Raw genomic sequence first — 17,622 nt, 5'->3', positions numbered from 1 at the left:
TGACAGACAGGTAGTTGTTATGGGGAAAATTATTTTACTCCGCCATGGCGAAAGTTAGTTGAATCGCAAAATCGTTTTACCGGATGGGAAAATGTCCCGCTGATGCTGAAAGGAGTGGAGGAAACCCGGCGCGCAGCAAACCTGATAAAACGGTCCGGAATCAGTGTGCCACTACAATCATAGATGGAGCCTGCACATCCGTTCTGAACCGGGCAATTCATTCGCTCTGGCTGATAATGGAAGCGCTGAATCAATTGTGGTTACCGGTGGACAAATCATGGCGGTTAAATGAACGTCATTACGGTGCGCTTCAGGGAATGAACAAAGATGAAGCCACTCAACAGATTGGCCAGAAAATCGTTTATCACTGGCGGAGGAGCTATCGTGGTATCTCCCCTCCGTTGCCGGATGCACCTGCTTCACTTCATCGTGAGGCACGTTATCGTCATGTGTCCCTGACGGATTTGCCGGGGGGAGAAAGTCTGGAAATGACGCAACGAAGGTTGTTGCCTTACTGGCACCACGTCATTGTCCTGCGCGTCGCCAGTGGCGAAACCATGTTGCTGGTCAGTCATGCTAATACACTGCGTGCGCTGACCATGTTTATTGAGCAGATTGATGAAAATAAGGTTCCCGATCTGCATGTCCTGACGGGAATCCCCGTACTGTATGAAATGAATGAAAAACGGGCCATCACCGCACGTTATTCCCTTGAATGACGGTCTGATGGTGCCCTGATTTCAGCGAGGTGGTATGTACAAATCATTATTCGCGGTGGTGATAGGCGGATCGATCGGCTGTGTGATCCGCTGGATACTGTCCATGCGTCTCAATGCACTTTTCCCCAATCTTCCACCTGGTACCCTGGTGGTTAATCTGGTTGGCGGATTTATCATCGGTATGGCACTGGCCTTTTTTGTCCGGCAGCCTCACCTTGATCCCGCCTGGAAGTTTTTTATTACCACCGGCATATGTGGCGGTATGACAACCTTTTCCACCTTTTCTGCTGAGGTGGTGGTGTTACTTCAGAATGGCAATTATGCATGGGCTGTCATTTCCGTACTGACGCACGTAACTGGCTCGCTTCTGATGACTGCCACTGGTTTCTTTGTGATGACACTGCTGTAAAAGCATATGCGCCATACACTTAACCGCGCCATGTCTCCGGCAGATTTTCATTTTATCGCCATAACAACATACCTGACCTGCCGGGTCAGGTATTTCCGGAGAAGGGTGTATGGAGATGCTCCCTGAGAATATCGTGAAGGGACTTTCCGAAGCCGAGGTGCAGACCCGGCTGGGTCAATGTGGCTATAACGAAGTGCGTGAACAGCCTCCGGACCAGGTGCGTGCTATCCTCAAACGTCTGCTGGGTCCCATCCCCTGGATGCTCGAAATTGCGCTGGTACTTGAAGTGGTTCTGGGAAAGACGACTGAACCAGTGCGCGCTCAGACAACGACGAACCATCCATTCACCTCATTCGGAGGTCACAGATAGTCGCTGTCTCACACGCCGAATCCCCTCCTGAGTTCACCACGATCCAGCAGGTCATGGCGGCGTCCGGCGCCATGATCCTAGCAGTCGCAACCGGCAGCGACGGTCATCCCCATATCCGCGGGTTGCAATCATTAGTCGAAGCACTAGGCGATGATACGGCAGGACTCGTCAGGGATACGGTTTCCAGTGAAAGATTAGACTTATTGCTGCCGGCAGTAGTGTCAGCGTTGCCAGTGTGGCTGAAAGCAGCCCACCAATAATGGCAAATGCCATCGGTCCCCAGAAAACATCCCGGGCAATCGGCAGCATCCCGAGAATGGCCGCCGAAGCGGTCAGCATGATGGGGCGTGAACGGTGCAGCGCGGCGACTTTGATCGCCTCATCCGCAGTGAAACCATTTTTCATCCCCACATCCACTTCGCTAATAAGAATGACGGCATTACGGATGATCATCCCGGCCAGTGCAATGATCCCCAGCAGCGCCACAAACCCCATCGGTATGCCAAAAGGCAGCATAGCCACAACTATCCCAGGCAAACCAAACGGTGCCATCAGCAGGGCCAGCAGCATCGACGAAAAGCGTTGTAACTGAATCATCAGCAGTAACAGCATCACCATCAGCGTGACAGGCAATACCGCATACACTGAGCTGTTTCCTTTCTCCGATTCCACAACCACTCCACCTTCCTCCACACTGTAACCCGGCGGGAGACTCTCCCGGAAACCGGCAACCACCGGAGAGAGTGCCGATGACACGGTCTCTGCACGAACGCCGGGCGCGGTATCCGACTGAACCGTGATAAACGGCAACCGCTGCCGACGCCAGATAACCGGATCATCCAGCGTCCATTCTGGCGTGGCGACCTGTCCCAGGGGAACTTTATTCCCGGTCGATGATGTCAGCATCAGAGCATTCAGTAACGCCGGGTTTTGTCGTGAGGCTTCATTTCCCCGCAGCACCACATCAATCTGGCGGTTACGGTCGCGCAGGGTGGTCACGGTGGTTCCGGAAAACAGCGTGGCAAGCGTTCCTGCCAGTGACTGAGACGTCATGCCGGTGGCACGCGCCTGCGTCTGATCCACCCGCAGACGGATGACCCGCTCCGGTTCACCGGACGTCAGATTGACACCCCGGGTATCGGGATTGCGGGCAATCATCCCTGCCAGTTGCGTGGCCAGTTCACGTACACGGGTATTATCCGGCCCGGATACCCGGTATCTGACCGGCCAGCCCACCGGAGGGCCCAGCTCCAGTGTGGATACCCGGGTTGTGAGCGTACTGAAATCTTTCGACAGGATCTGCTCAAGCTGTTTCTGCAGCCGGTTTCTCGCCGCTTCATTTTTCGCCACTACGACCAGCTGGGCAATGTTCTCTTTCTGCAGCAGAACATCCATCGGCAGATAAAAACGCACAGCGCCGGAACCGATGTAGCTTGAGTAATGGTCAATATCAGGATTATCGCGCAACTTCGCTTCAAACTTCAGGACGTCGCGGTGCGTCTGTGCCTGGCTGACATTCTGCGGCAGAGTCAGGCTCACCAGCAGCTCCGGGCGATCGGACGCTGGGAAAAACTCACCCTGCATCAGCAGGGCTCCGCCCCCGGACAATATCAGTATCGCCAGGGCACAACCGAGTGTCTTGCGCCGGTGCTGCATCACCCGGTCGAGCAGGCGGGTATAATGACGGTGAAAGAAACTGTGCTTATGTGACTGATGTGAATGCTGTTCCGGCAGTAACCAGACGCCGGTAAGCGGCGAGAAAAGAACCGCAACCAGCCATGAGCTCAGCAGCGCTGTCAGTACCACCACAAACAGGGAGTAGCAGTATTCTCCTGCGCTCGATGCCGCAAATCCCACCGGTATAAATCCGGCAATCATCACCAGTGTCCCCGTCAGCATCGGGAACGCGGTGGTACGAAATACCTGCGTGGCGGCCACACTCAGGGCATCGCCAGCCTCAAGCCGCGACACCATGGCTTCTACGGTGATCATGGCATCATCAACCAGCAGTCCCAGTGCAATGATCAGGGCACCGAGGGAGATTCGCTGTAGCCCTATTCCGGCCAGTTCCATCCCGGTAAATGTCATGGCCAGCACCAGCGGAATGGCCACGGCGACCACCAGACCTGCCCGGCTGCCCAGCGAAACAAAAGAAACGGCCAGCACAATAATAACGGCCTCAACCAGCACCTGGACGAATCCTCCCACCGCGTCACTGACTACGGCCGACTGGTCTGCCACCTTCTCCACACTGATCCCGTAAGGAAGATGCGTGCGGATCCTGTCCATCGTCGCGTTCAGCGCCCGACCAAAATCAACAATATTTCCACCGCGAGCCATCGAAATCGCCAGCCCGAGTGCTGGTTTACCGTTAACCCTAAACTCCGGTGAGGGCGGATCTGCCTGCTGCAGTGTGACCGTGGCCAAATCGGTGAGTGGGATAAAACGGTTTCCGGTATGCAGCACAATTTGCCGCAGGCTGTCCACGGATGTGAAGGCGCCACTGACTTCCACCGACATATTTTCCTGTGATGTCCGGATACGTCCGGCGGGCGTGACGGCATTCTGTGCCTGCAGAGCCGCCGTCACCTGCTGAAGATCGAGTCCCATTCCCGACAGTTTCAGTGGATCAAAAGCAATCACCACCTGTTGTTCGCTGTCACCCAGCAGCGTAACTTTCCCTGTTCCCGGAACAGCCAGCAGAGATGTCCGGATATCATCGACGGTATCGCGTAACTGCCGGGGAGTGAAGCCGTCCGACGTGAAGCCATAAATTGTGCCGTATGTATCATCGAATTCATCATCCACGGCCGGGGTGGTGGTGCCGTCCGGCAGGGATGCCCGGATGTCGTCCATCTTTTTCCGCACGCTATACCAGATACCCGCAACCTCTGACGGCGGTGTGTCATCACGCAGGTTCACAAAAATCACCGACGAGCCCGGACGCGTGTAACTCTCGATATAATCCAGATGTGGGATTTCCTGGAGCTTCTTCTCCAGCGTGTCGGTGACGAAACTGACGGTATCTTTTACCGTTGCGCCCGGCCACTGTGCCGACACCACGGCGGTCTTAATGGTAAACGCCGGATCTTCGCTGCGCGGCAGATTTAGAAAGCTCATGACGCCTGTCACCGTGACCATCAGCATCAGAAAAGCCACCAGTTGTCGGTGGGCCAGTGCCCAGGCAGAAAGATTAAAACCGCCGGAAGCGTGCATAACATTTTTCATTTTTGGTTCTCCGTCAGCACGTTTTCCCCGTCACGTAACTGACTGACCCCGGCAGTGACCACCTGTTCACCGGCTGTCAGCCCTTTGCGGATGAGCACCGAATCGGTCATATAGGCCGCAATGTCAACGGGTGTCAGGCGCAGGCGATTTTTGCCGGTGTCCACCACGAACACTGCCGGTTTCTGTTCTTTCCTCGTCAGGGCAGATGCCGGTACCTGAAACACTTCACTGCCGCCCAGGGGTAATGACCCGGTGACCGTCGCCCCCATAGCCATTACCGCGGGTGCATTCTCAAGGTCATAGCGTACCCGCCAGGTCCGGGTCTGTGTGTCGGCCTGCGGGCTGATGTCACGCAGCGTTCCGGTTACCGACACCGACGGGTTATCCGCCATACGCAGGGTGAGTGTCTGCTGCTGTTTCAGGGTGTCAGCCAGAGCCCCCGGTACGCTGAAGACCGCATCACGGGCCCCTGACTGCGCCACCCGCAGGATTTCCTGTCCGGTGGTCACTACCTGTCCCGGACCGGCGCTGACGGTGGTGACCACCCCGGTAACCGGTGAGAGCAGTCGCGCATACCCCAGACGGTCCGCTGCACTGCTCAGGTCGGCCTGAGCGCTCTGCAGTTTTGCTGTTGCCGTGTCGCGGTTTGTGCGGGCCTCGTCAAGCTGAACCCGGGCAACCGCACCCTGCGGGGCAAGCAGCGTCATGCGTCGCAGGTTTATCTCAGCAAGCCTGGCGCTTGCCTCGGCTTCCTGTACTGCCGCCTGAGCACTGCGGTACTGATTACGCAAATCGGTATCATCCAGTTCAGCCAGTACCTGCCCGGCAACCACTGACTGCCCCACATCCGTGAGTCGTTTCACCATCCGGCCATCGGTACGGAAGCCGATAATCGTCTCTTCATGGGGCAATATTTCACCGGTCATCAGCGTCTGTCCGCCATGATTGCCGGCAGATACCTCCGTGGTCATCACCGGTCTTGGTGGGACATGGCGGGATACCGGCTCATTATCACAGCCGGTCAGTTGCAGGGCGAGGGCGAAAACCAGGGCTGAGCCCCGTCGCCAGAAAAGCAAAGACGCTATCAGGGGGATGAATGAATATGATGGCATGGCAGCCTCCGGAAAAAATGCTGCCATGAGTAAACCGCAGGTGTGTCCAGATACGTTCGACGAACCATCAAGATTTGGTCAAGAAAAGTGAAAAAGAAAACTCATACGGGCAGTTTCACCCGAAACAGGAGTCCGTTCCCCTCTTGCGGGATACTGGCGGTCAGCGTTCCGCCGTGAGACTCACAAATGGCTCTGGCAATCGACAGACCCAGTCCACTGCCTCCTGAATGACGGGAACGGGAAACATCAGAACGGGTAAACCGGTCAAACATCACCGGCAGAAAATCCGGTTCGACGCCCGCGCCGTAATCCCGGAAGGAGAACGTCCAGTAGCCTGACTGAACGGAACCCTGTATCGTTTGCTTCCCGCCTTCCGTCGCGTAACGCAGTGCGTTCTCCATTAAAATGGTAAAGACCTGTCCGATTCGCAGCGGGTCCGCACAACATTCTCCCGGAGGGATATCCGTGTCGTAACCGAAATGCCCGGCGGTAGCCTGTGGCCGTAGCCAGGCAATCTTTTCCTGCAGTAATCCGGCGGGTGAGAAGCGTTGTTTATTCAGCGTAAGCTGCCCTGCATCAGCCAGTGAGAGCAGGTGCAAATCATCAATCAGACGGCTGAGGCTCAGGAGCTGGTTCATCACCATATTCATCTGCGCTTTATCAGCCGGGAATACGCCGTCCATCATTCCCTGTAGACGGCCCACCGCGGCCGTCAGTGGAGAGCGCAGTTCATGCGCGGCTGCAACATGAGATGCCCGTAATTCCCGGTCATAACGTTCAAGTCTTTCGGCCATGGTATTGAAGTTCTGCGTAAACAACATCAATTCAGAGGGCGCACTTGCATCCATTTTTGAGCGAGTGGTAAAACGCCCCTGCGCTATCGCTGCGGAGGCTCGCGTCAGCAGACCGAACTGCCGGGCGAGAGGCCGGGCGGCCAGCAAACCGAGCATAATTATCAGCGGTGTCACAAACAGGACCAGCCCTCCCAGCGTCAGCCAGTCTGTTGACGCAATGGACGGATCTGAGAACTGCAGTCCGTACCAGTCATCAATAATTTCATGGTAACGGATGCGATTAAGATCGGGATTTTCCCGCAGATGCAGAAATTCCTGTCGTACCGCCTCCGGCATCCGATGCTGTACCCAGGCATCCAGCAGGGCAAAACGCAGCCACATGCACAGGGCGATAAGCACGACACTGCCGGCCGCCAGCGACAACACCCTGACGCAAATCCAGCGCCATAATGAACGGGACTCTCTTTTTTTCATGGCTGCAGATACCGGTAACCGATCCCTCTCACGCTGGTCAGCACACCGCTGACCCCCGCTTTTTCCAGTTTGCGGCGTAGGTTATAGATGTGTGTATCAACCACCCTCTCCAGCGCATCACTTTCCGGCAGGCAGTGTTCAAGCAGCGTCTGACGGGAACAGACGCTCCGGGGGCGGGTCATCATCATGTCCAGCAGTGAAAACTCGGTGGGGGTCAGCTCAAGGTGCACCCGGTTTTCATCGTGAATAACAGCGACTGACATGGTGTCCCGGTTGAGTTCAACGGCCCCCACCCGGCGATAATTTTCAGCGCTAGCATGCGCTGCCGCCCCACGCCGTAACACCGCCTGCACCCGGGCCACGACCTCACCCGGATGATAAGGTTTGACGACATAATCATCCGCACCGAAGCGTAAGGCCCCGATACGGTCCGGGGCCTCGCCCATTGCGGTGACCATTATCACGGGAACATCGGATTCGCGGCGCAGCCGGCTGAGTATTTCTGTTCCGGTCATACCCGGCAGCATGATATCAAGCAGAATAAGTGCAGGATGCTGGGTAAGGGCGGCTTCAAGTCCTGCTTTTCCATCATGGGCCAGTATGACCCCGAAGTTTTCACGGCGAAGATAGGCTTCGAGCACATTCGCCGCATCCCGGTCGTCCTCGATAATCAGAATACGTTTTGTGTTCATTCATTCTGCCTTGATGGTTTCTTGATGGTTTCCACGCTGAGTCTTGATAAAGCATCGTCATAATCCACTGCGGGTGGCCGGGCGGGTCACAGCTTACCGTAATGCATAAACATAAAACGAGGGATATATGATGGCAACGTATTCGTCTGTAACAGGGTGTACAGTGATCCTGCTGGCAGCGACCTGCGGGTCCGCTATTGCCGACAGCGGCAATCAGGATGGAGTGACGGTGGGGATAATGGGAGAAAACGCCCCCCGCTACAGTGGCGCGGATAAGCAGCACTGGACAGTGATGCCTTCCCTGCAGGTCCGTAAAGGCGCGTTTTTCTTCGACTCAACAAAAGGTATCGGTTATGACCTGCAGACGGATAATGGCCTCTATTTTGAAAATGCGTTCGGATACAGTTTTGGCCGTGCCGATCAAAATTCATCGTGGCGCGATGGTTCTGACAAACTGAAAGGAATGGGAAACATCCGTGGTGCACTGAACACGCAGGTTGCTGTTGGCTGGCAGGTGAACAGCTGGTTTACCCCGGAAATCCGTGCAACTCTGCCGCTGACGGATTCACAGGGGGTACAGTACCAGGCCTCGCTGACGCTCGTGCCCTGGCAGAACGACACAGATACGGTTGCCCTGCAGGGCGCGGCACTTTTTGGTGACGCCCGGTACATTAACACCTGGTACGGCGTTAATGCTGCCCAGAGCCGCACAACCGGTTTCCGGGAATACAACCGTAGCGCAGGATTTTATGCTACGCAGACTACCCTGAGCTGGCAGCATCAGTTTAATGAACACTGGGGCACCCTACTGGGCGCTTCATATGCCTGGCTTGCGGATAAAACCAGTGACAGTCCTGTTGTGTCAGCGCGAGACAATATCAGCGGTTTTGCTGGTATCAACTGGACATTCTGACACGCCAGGAACTGGCAGAGTCTCCGAAAAGTGGACTATCAGAAACATATATTTGAATGTTGATATCAGATGATGTTTTGCGAGTCATCTACTGGCTTGGAAATGGCTTCAAGCCCTGAGTGATATATCACCGGAAGATTACGAGCAGGAGCATGTACTATTACACTTTCAGTGGAGTGGATTATAAGCGCAGGATAATAGCATATGAGGACAGCATTAAAATTCATTACATTCCCAAATCCTTTATCTATATTCTCGCTAGTATAAAATCATGTATAGCGAAAGAAAACCCTAGCACCTTAAATAAGACCGCACCGACAGTCTTTTGCGCCGAGGTTCTTCTCCCCCCCATAAACAATGACCACGAAAATATCAGGAAAACTACGACATCACATGTCAGATGGGCCGAATCCCAGCTTAACCAGAATTGACGAATGAATACTTGAAAAATTTGACATAAATTGAATATCGTCATTCCATAATAGTATGGGCATAGTACGAACTGCCAGCTAGTTTGTTCCGTCCGTTGAGTCTCTAACTGACTATTATTTTAAGACTAACATATCAGTCTCTTTGATTTTTAGATAGCAATAATATTTGCTGATATTACTTCATTGAGTACTTCTACCGCCATACTGGCATCAAGATTCTTGACCGACACATAGACCTTTATATGAGCCTCCACGCTATCGAGAATTATCTCGAACGTACGGTCAAGCTCTTCTGGATAGTAGTTCATCACGCTGTCGAACACGCTATTGTACGATGCCCTGACAATCCCATTACATACCGTAAGGAATAAGGCGATATTTCTCATTCAGAACTGAATCACATGCGGTAGCAGGAGGATGAAAATCAGCTACTGAAGAAACAGGTGGCTGGCCTGAGTGTGGACAAGGAGATGCTTCAGGAGATGCTGAAGCAAAAGTTCTAAGGCCGGCACAGAAATACCAGTCGGTGCATTCTCTGCGGGAAGCATATCGTATCAACGCCTACCGGGGACGCGGGTTACTAATGCAAAGCAGAACTGTTTAACCGCCGCTATCGGACATAAATACTGGATTTTAATCTATTTAGAACTCAGAATGAGGTACGGGAGAATTACATTATGCTGGCTGAGGTAATACAATAACGAGCGGCCTCATGAATCTCTGAATAACCTGATACAGGAAGAGGTATCGGCTGATGACTGAAAACCCGGAGCTATCAAGAAGTGCATGGAACAAAAATGGCATGCTTAAACTTACAGCGTTTGGTTTACGTATACTTCGCTCTTCTTACTTTTTATGATGATAAATTTGGCATACCACCCTGTTCTTAATATATTTAAAAAAAACCAAATACTCCCTCCACAAATACTTGACGTCACATGATACATTAATGAGGCCTTAAAAGAAAAAACCGATGATTTAGTAAATCACACATAAATATTGAACACAATACATTTAACATAGAGAAAAAATTAGTGAGTTAAGTAATAGACATATTAAATCAAAACTACAACTCAAGACATCTAAACACCCCACCATGGTGCATAATAATAACAGAAATACTTCTAACCGTAAGGATACATGATAAAAAATGGTTACCACAGCGGGGAGGTAACCATTTTTAGTTAACTACTCTCTCGGAGGAAAACCTGCCTCACGTAAAGCATTAGCAACTTGTTCAGTAGATAAAGAAGTTTTCACTTCGATCTTACGAGTCGGTGGATCAGTTATGATACTTGCCTCAGGATCAATATTTTGAATCACTTTAGTCACTGTCCGGGCACATCCGCCGCATGTCATATTTTCTAGATGTAATTGCATATATATATCCTATTTAGTTGTAGTAACTTCAATGATAGAACTTGCCACCGTTGTAAGGTCAAGCCCTATCGCCAAAAATTTTCGTGCTTATATTCTCTGACTAAGCGTTTCACCTGAGGTGGGGATATATACTGCCCCAAAGTATTTCAAGTAAACCGTTCAGTTGTGCTTTCTGCCGGCTGTCGGGCAACAAGACGAAGACGTAGCAGTCCTCGCAGTAAAAGAAGTGGTTGCCGCGCCGTAACCCCTTATCCCTACGACAATGCAATACGCGGGCGGTTTTATCCCTCCACCCACGTATTGCCGACCTTATCGCCAGACAGTGGCGTTAACCTGCCCGGAGAGTTATGGCTTAGCCGGAGAGCTTTCTGTCCATCCGCCCCCCAGCGCTTTATACAAATTGACCAAATTGCTCATTCGCGCCAGTCGGGTCTGAACCAGAGTTTGCTGTGCACTGAACAGCGCTCGTTGCGCGTCAAGCTCCGCCAGATTATCGTCAATACCGGCCCGGAAGCGCTGTGAGGCCAATTCATAGTTAGCCTGGCTGGCCTGCACCAACAATTGTTCTGAACGGAATTGATCGTCCAGGGTTTGTCTGCCCGCCAGGCCATCAGCCACTTCGCGGAAGGCAACCTGAATCGCCTTCTCGTAATTCGCAATTTCGATGCGCTTTTGTACCTGGGCTAGGTCCAGATTGGCGCGCAGAGCGCCTCCCCGGAAAATAGGCAACGAGATTTGCGGAACAAAACTCCAGGCCGCTGACCCCGGCTCGAACAACCCGTCCAGACTCGAACTGGCCGTACCAGCCGATCCTGTCAAACTGATTGCCGGGAAAAATGCCGCGCGAGCGGCCCCGATATTGGCATTGGCCGCACGCAGTTGCTGCTCTGCCGCACGGACATCCGGACGACGCACCAGCAATTCTGCCGGCAAGCCCGCCGGCAACGCGGAAGGGATGATGTCATCGGGCAAGGTATTCGCCTTATCCAGGCTGGCCGAGAGTTCGGCCGTCAATGGCTGCCCTAAAAGCAAAACCAGTGCATTGCGATCCTGCGCCGCCACCCTCGTATAAGCAGCCTGACTGACTTCCGCAGTACGCAACGCAATCTCTGCGCGCCGCAAATCAATTTGCGTTGCATTACCCGCATCAAACAGCGCCTGGGTCAATGCGTAAGTCCTCTTTTGCGTGCTCAGCGTATCGTGAGCCAGTTGCAGCAACTCCTGATCCGCACGCAACGTCAGATAAGCGTTTGTCACCTCAGCGAGCAGGCTCAGCCTTGCCGCAATCCGTGTTTCATCCAACGCCAGGTACGTTGCCAGCGCCCGATCGCTGAGGCTACGAACCCGTCCCCACAAATCCAGCTCCCAGGCTGACACCGCACCATTAACGTCATAACTCCGCGTTATCTGCGTTGTACCACTCGGGCTGACATCTGCGGGCAGACGCTGCACGGTAGCGCCCGCATCCACATTCAGTGTTGGCAACATATCGGCACGACGGATCCGGTACTGAGCCCGCGCGGCCTCAACATCCAGCACCGACTTGCGCAGATCGCGGTTGTTTGCCAACGCGACCTCAAGTAATTGTTGCAACAACGGATCACGATAGAAATCGCGCCAACCGATATCAGCCACGGCAGTCTGAGCCGCTGAAACTGTTCCCTGAGCATAAGCCGCTCCCGAAGGATAGCTTGAGCTCGTTGGTGCAGAAGGCCGTTCGTAGTCCGGCGCCATAGTACAACCGGCCAATACCAGCGCCATCGCCAGCACCGAGAGTTTATTAATACGATGGTTCATTTCATACTCTGCTTTCATTATTCTCTCTCCGCCCGTCATGGCCGTGAATCACTGATTGCCCGCTGTGCCTGCTTGATTTCCCGGCGAATAACCAGCTTACGGACCACGACATAGAACACTGGCGTCAACAAGAGTCCGAACAGCGTCACCCCCAGCATCCCGGCAAACACGGCAATCCCCATGGCATGACGCATTTCCGCACCGGCACCGCTCGCGATCACCAAAGGCACAACCCCCGCAATAAATGCCAACGAGGTCATCAGTATCGGGCGCAGACGCAGGCGAGCGGCCTCCAGCACAGCAGCCAGAGGATCGACGCCTTCACTCTCTCTGGCGCGAGCGAACTCGACGATCAGGATTGCGTTTTTCGCCGCCAGTCCCACCAGCACCACAAAACCAATCTGCGTGAAGATGTTGTTATCTCCATTCGATAGCCAAACCCCGGCGATCGCGGAAAGTAATGCCATTGGGGCAATTAACAGCACCGCAAACGGCAGCGACCAGCTGTTGTATTGTGCGGCCAGGATCAGGAACGCCAGGAACACCGCCAACGGGAAGATATACAGCGCCGAGTTGCCAGTCTGCTTCTCCTGGTAAGTCAGATCGGTCCATTCGTATGTCATTCCCTCAGGCAGCGTTTCACTAACGATCTTCTCAATAGCTGCCGTTGCCTGTCCGGAGGAGTAGCCAGGCGCTGCGCCACCGGTAATATCCGCCGACGGATAACCGTTGTAACGCATAACACGGTCTGGTCCAGAGGTACGGGTAATGTTCACCAGCGTTCCCAGTGGGATCATGTCACCCGCGGCATTACGCACTTTAAGCAACCCGATATCTTCAGGCTGCATACGGAATTGCGCATCCGCCTGAGTGATCACCCGATACGTACGACCGAAGCGGTTAAAGTCATTTACATACAGCGACCCCAGATTCACCTGCAACGTATCAAAGATATCGGTCAGTGCGACGCCCTGAGACTTGGCTTTGACGCGGTCGATATCAACCTGCAACTGAGGTGCGTTGGTCTGGAAACTGGCCATCATCCCTGCCAGTTCAGGAGCCTGCATGGCCTTCGCCATAACCATCCCTTGAACACGGGTCAGCTCTTCAAAGCCAAGCCCTGCCCGGTCTTCGATCTGGAGTTTAAATCCTCCCATGCTGCCCAGCCCCGGTACCGGTGGTGGCGGGAAGATCCCGACAAAACCGTCAGGTATCTGGCTAAATTTCCCCATCAGGCTACCGGCAATAGCCTCGGCAGACAGCGAAGGATCCTTACGTTCACTGAAGGGTTTCAGCATGGTAAACATCAATGCGGAGTTAGGCATGTTAGGGCCGTTTACCGACAACCCAGGAAACGCCACGACGCTTTCCACTCCAGGTTCCGCCAGCGCAATTCGGGACATCTCTTTCACTACGGCTTCCGTGCGATCCAACGAGGCGCCGGAAGGCAATTGAGCAATCCCAACCAGATAGTATTTGTCCTGAGCGGGCACAAAACCGTTAGGAACCTGCTGGAACCCCAACAGTGTCAGGCCCAGGAAACCGGCATACAGCACCAGCACGATGATACTGCCGCGTACGGCCCGGCGGACTGCGCCAACGTAGTTGTTCGACAATCTATCGAAGAAAGCGTTAAAGCGACGGAAGAAACCACCGAATACGCGATCCATGATGCGCGTCAACCTGTCGGCCTGCGCCATATCCTGATGGGGTCTAAGCAGAACCGATGCCAGCGCCGGCGACAACGTCAACGAGTTGATCGCAGACAAGATCGTCGAAATGGCGATGGTCAGCGCGAACTGGCGATAGAACTCCCCCTGCAATCCTGACAGGAACGCAGAAGGAATAAACACAGCAGCCAAAACGGAAGTAATGGCTAAAATAGGGCCAGTCACCTCGTCCATGGCCCTTCTTGCCGCTTCTTTCGGAGAACGGCCCTGTGCAATATGCCGTTCGACGTTTTCAACCACCACAATGGCATCATCGACAACGATACCAATCGATAACACCAGACCAAACAACGACAGCGTGTTGAGCGAAAAGCCGAACAAATACATGAGGGCGAAAGTACCGACCAACGAAATAGGTACCGCGACCAGAGGGATGATCGAAGCCCGCCAGGTTTGCAGGAACAGCATCACCACCAGTACCACCAACACCGTCGCCTCCAGCAACGTCATTGCCACTGATTTCAACGAGGCGCTGACAAACACTGTCGGGTCATAAGCGATACGGTATTCGATACCTTCCGGGAAGTTGGCCTGCAGCCTCGCCATCGTCGCCCGAACCGAGGCAGAGACGTCCAGCGCATTGGCGCCTGGCGTCATAACGATGTGCATACCCACGGCATTTTTATCGTCCAGCAGGCTGCGCAGGGAATAGTTGTCCGATCCCAATTCCAGACGCGCAACATCGCGCAGGCGGGTAACCTGCCCGTCAGCGCCAGCTTTGATCACGATATCGCCAAACTGCTCAACGGTGGTCAGACGCCCCTGGGCATTGATACTGACTTCGAAGGCTGAGGAGCTGTTCGGCTGTTGACCGACAGAACCGGCCGCGACCTGGACATTCTGCTCACGAATTGCTGCGGTCACATCACTGGCCGTCAAACCGCGGGAAGCGACTTTGGTCGGATCCAGCCAGACGCGCATCGCGTATTCACCCTCGCCCCCAAGCGTGACGCTGGCAATACCTGGCAAGCGTGATAGCTCATCACGCACGTTCAACATGGCATAGTTGGAAACATAAAGCGGATCGTAGCGATCGCCCTGTGCAAATATATGCACAACCATGAGGATATCCGGTGACGTTTTCTCCGTCACGACACCGATCTGCTGCACCTCAGTCGGCAAGCGCGGCAAGGCCCGAGAAACCCGGTTCTGCACCTGAATCTGCGCAATATCGGGGTCGGTTCCCTGCCGGAATGAAATCGTCAAGACCATTCGACCGTCGGCAGACATCTGGGAACTCATGTACAACATGCCTTCCACCCCGTTGATTGCCTGTTCCAGTGGAGCAGCAACGGTGTCAGCAATCACCTTAGGGTTAGCACCAGGGTAGCTTGCCGAAACCTGCACGGTAGGCGGTGTTACCGATGGGTATTCACTCAGCGGAAGCTGAAAGAAAGCCAGAGCGCCAGCTATCAGCATAAACACCGATAACACAATCGCGAAAATAGGCCGCTGGATGAAGAAGTGTGGGAATTTCATTATTGGCCTCCCCCTTCAACGGAGCCGGCTTTTTCCCCCTCGCTAACCGACGCGCCAGAAGCCTGCATCGGGGTCAAACGCGGCGTCACCGCCATACCGGGACGCACCAGCCCCTTGATAATAATGTTCTCACCGGCTTTCAGGCCACTCTTGACCACGCGCAAACCATCAACCACCGCGCCCAGCTCAATCGGGCGATACTGCGCCTTATTATCCGCACCCACCACCAGGACATAGTTGCGTCCCTGATCGCTCCCTATCGCCTGATCGTCAATCAGAATCGCCTGATGTGCCGCACCGGTGGCCAGCTGCACGCGGGCAAAGGCACCTGGCGTCAGTTTCCCATCGTCGTTAGGGATTACGGCACGTACCCTGACAGTACCGGTACTACGATCGATCTGATTCCCGACAAAATCGAGCGTTCCCTGATGCGGGAAACCTTTTTCTGTCGCCAGCCCAACATGCACGGGTAAACGCTCTTCCACCTTGTTAACTGCGTCAGGACGTGCCTTGCTGACTGAATTAAGGAACGTCGCTTCGTCAATATCAAAGTAAGCGTATAGCGGATTGACGGAAACAATCGTTGTCAATAGCGTCGCAGATCCCGTACCACCGCCGCTGACCAGATTTCCCTCAGTCACCAGCATGCGATCCACGCGGCCGGTAATCGGTGCCACCACGCGCGAATAAGACAAGTCCAGTTTCGCCGCCGCAACCTCGGCCTTTGCAGCCTGCACCTCAGCCTGACGAGCATGACGTGTAGAAGCGGCGTCATCGTAATCTTTCCGGGATACCGCGCCATTGTTCACCAGCCGACCAACTCGTTCAAAATCGCGATTGGCCTGGATAGCCAGCGCTTCTGCCTGCTTGAGTCGTGCTTGCGCGCTGTCAAGAGCCACCTGGAATGGACGAGGATCAATTTGGAACAGCAGCTGCCCCTGACGCACCATGCTGCCTTCAGGTACGCTGACAGCGTCGATGGTACCGCCAACGCGTGGGCGTAGCTCTACGGTTTTTGGGGCCGCCAATGAACCGGTAAACTCTGCCGAAGGGACTATCTGACGCGAGAGCACTTCGGCTACGGGAACCTGGGGAGCCATAGGTGCGGCCGCTGCGGCCGGCTCATCGTTGCCGCCACTATCCCGGGCAAACGCAATCCCGGCAGTGGCGATGATTGCGGCCGACACAATCAGAACCCCAATTTTCATTTTCATAACAGTGATCCTTTCATACGCCACAGGCAGCCCCGGCCCATCCGAAAACGGCGCTGTAGCAATTTCTTACAAGGCTAAAGGTTGATGTTACTGGAAGGTCAAGCACACCAATTAAAAAAAATGAAAAACATCCAATCAGGCTTAATTAATATTTAATGTGTAAGCGTTAAACGAGCGCCGTATTGACGATTATTTATCGGGAAGAACCACGTTCCATGGAAGTAGTTCGGCCACTTTGTTGCTGGACTACTCCGGTAGTATGCTCAAGATATGGCGAAGGTAGTGACCCATGCAGCAATTGAGCTCACCGCTGAAGACTCACGCCAGACCTTCCCCCTTCTCCCGGGATAGCCGCCTGCGGCAGCATGTCATTCGTCATCGCGCTGCCAACCTGACCATTCAGAACCAGCGGCACAACATGCCGCATTTCTTTACGCAACTGGCTGATTTGCTAGCGCGGGACCAGCAGATGATTGGTAGGTGCTTGGCTGTCCGCGTGTCTCCGGGGTCAGACACTGACCTTTACTGACAGCTGGCGGCCCCCATTAAGGTCGGAACCACAGTACTTGGCGGGCTGTGCTGCAGGCGCTGATACTGCCCCAGTACCAGTTCGGCGCTGTTCAGAACATTTAGCATCCAGAACGGGGACATGTCTGCCATGCGCTCGTTACTATAGGGCAGGATCGTCTACCGGGGTGGGGTCAGTCCATCAACGGCTCGGAAGTGTCTAGATTACCCGTGGCGATTCAAGAAGGTTGAATATGATTCCCGACTCATTAATGGAACGCTGCATGATGTTATGCATTACGGGTTGACATTACGATGTGACGGGCCGGGTTAGCTGTATGGAGCCTGTACACAAGTTTGTGTAATTGCCTGA

12 protein-coding genes and 1 pseudogene are annotated in these 17,622 nt (G+C 54.0%); 4 read left to right on the top strand and 9 right to left on the bottom strand.

The features are described 5' to 3' along the window. The first annotated feature begins 83 nt into the window (after positions 1-83). The 3 genes from FY206_RS02165 to FY206_RS02155 all read left to right on the top strand — a co-directional run bounded on the left by FY206_RS02165 (position 84) and on the right by FY206_RS02155 (position 1,498). A complete protein-coding gene (locus FY206_RS02165; RefSeq protein ID WP_223175621.1) occupies positions 84-719 on the top strand; it encodes a 2,3-bisphosphoglycerate-dependent phosphoglycerate mutase in 636 nt (211 codons plus the stop codon). Between the two features lie 34 nt (positions 720-753). Beyond that, entirely contained in the window at positions 754-1,128 is a 375-nt protein-coding gene (crcB, locus tag FY206_RS02160; protein ID WP_016154442.1) for a fluoride efflux transporter CrcB, read from the top strand. A gap of 109 nt (positions 1,129-1,237) precedes the next feature. Beyond that, on the top strand, positions 1,238-1,498 hold the full coding sequence (locus FY206_RS02155) for a cation-transporting P-type ATPase (protein ID WP_016154443.1): 261 nt from the start codon (positions 1,238-1,240) through the stop codon (positions 1,496-1,498). Positions 1,499-1,666: 168 nt separating this feature from the next. On the opposite strand, the gene FY206_RS02150 is transcribed toward FY206_RS02155, so the two are convergent. The 4 genes from FY206_RS02150 to FY206_RS02135 all read right to left on the bottom strand — a co-directional run bounded on the left by FY206_RS02150 (position 1,667) and on the right by FY206_RS02135 (position 7,798). Further along, the gene (locus FY206_RS02150) at positions 1,667-4,726 is read right to left on the bottom strand and encodes an efflux RND transporter permease subunit (protein ID WP_016154444.1); all 3,060 of its coding nucleotides are present in this window, start codon (positions 4,724-4,726) and stop codon (positions 1,667-1,669) included. Next, a complete protein-coding gene (locus FY206_RS02145) occupies positions 4,723-5,838 on the bottom strand; it encodes an efflux RND transporter periplasmic adaptor subunit (RefSeq protein WP_009652501.1) in 1,116 nt (371 codons plus the stop codon). The genes FY206_RS02150 and FY206_RS02145 overlap by 4 nt, the downstream gene beginning before the upstream one ends. A 101-nt stretch (positions 5,839-5,939) precedes the next feature. Continuing rightward, entirely contained in the window at positions 5,940-7,106 is a 1,167-nt protein-coding gene (locus FY206_RS02140; protein WP_009652412.1) for a sensor histidine kinase, read from the bottom strand. After that, positions 7,103-7,798, bottom strand: coding sequence for a response regulator (locus FY206_RS02135; protein WP_032950081.1), 696 nt, complete (start codon positions 7,796-7,798; stop codon positions 7,103-7,105). Before FY206_RS02135 ends, FY206_RS02140 begins: the two co-directional genes overlap by 4 nt. 127 nt (positions 7,799-7,925) lie before the next feature. Here FY206_RS02135 and FY206_RS02130 point away from each other — a divergent pair, with 127 nt between their 5' ends. Continuing rightward, positions 7,926-8,711, top strand: coding sequence for a MipA/OmpV family protein (locus FY206_RS02130; RefSeq protein ID WP_016154445.1), 786 nt, complete (start codon positions 7,926-7,928; stop codon positions 8,709-8,711). A gap of 1,619 nt (positions 8,712-10,330) precedes the next feature. Here FY206_RS02130 and FY206_RS02120 read toward each other — a convergent pair. The 5 genes and pseudogenes from FY206_RS02120 to FY206_RS25245 all read right to left on the bottom strand — a co-directional run. Then, positions 10,331-10,522 carry a heavy-metal-associated domain-containing protein gene (locus FY206_RS02120; protein WP_016154448.1) on the bottom strand — a complete coding sequence of 64 codons (192 nt, stop codon included), beginning with the start codon at positions 10,520-10,522 and terminating at the stop codon, positions 10,331-10,333. A gap of 345 nt (positions 10,523-10,867) precedes the next feature. Further along, positions 10,868-12,337, bottom strand: a complete 1,470-nt coding sequence (locus tag FY206_RS02115; RefSeq protein WP_009652383.1) for an efflux transporter outer membrane subunit — start codon at positions 12,335-12,337, stop codon at positions 10,868-10,870. A gap of 17 nt (positions 12,338-12,354) precedes the next feature. Then, positions 12,355-15,528, bottom strand: coding sequence for an efflux RND transporter permease subunit (locus FY206_RS02110; protein ID WP_009652455.1), 3,174 nt, complete (start codon positions 15,526-15,528; stop codon positions 12,355-12,357). Beyond that, on the bottom strand, positions 15,528-16,742 hold the full coding sequence (locus FY206_RS02105; RefSeq protein WP_009652401.1) for an efflux RND transporter periplasmic adaptor subunit: 1,215 nt from the start codon (positions 16,740-16,742) through the stop codon (positions 15,528-15,530). Before FY206_RS02105 ends, FY206_RS02110 begins: the two co-directional genes overlap by 1 nt. Before the next feature lie 546 nt (positions 16,743-17,288). After that, a pseudogene (locus FY206_RS25245) lies at positions 17,289-17,414 on the bottom strand (hypothetical protein); the annotation flags it as partial. Between the last annotated feature and the right edge of the window lie 208 nt (positions 17,415-17,622).

This window comes from Enterobacter chengduensis (assembly GCF_001984825.2).
GTDB lineage: Bacteria > Pseudomonadota > Gammaproteobacteria > Enterobacterales > Enterobacteriaceae > Enterobacter > Enterobacter chengduensis.
Note: the sequence above shows the minus strand (reverse complement) of the source record. Positions and strands in the feature narration are given on the sequence as shown.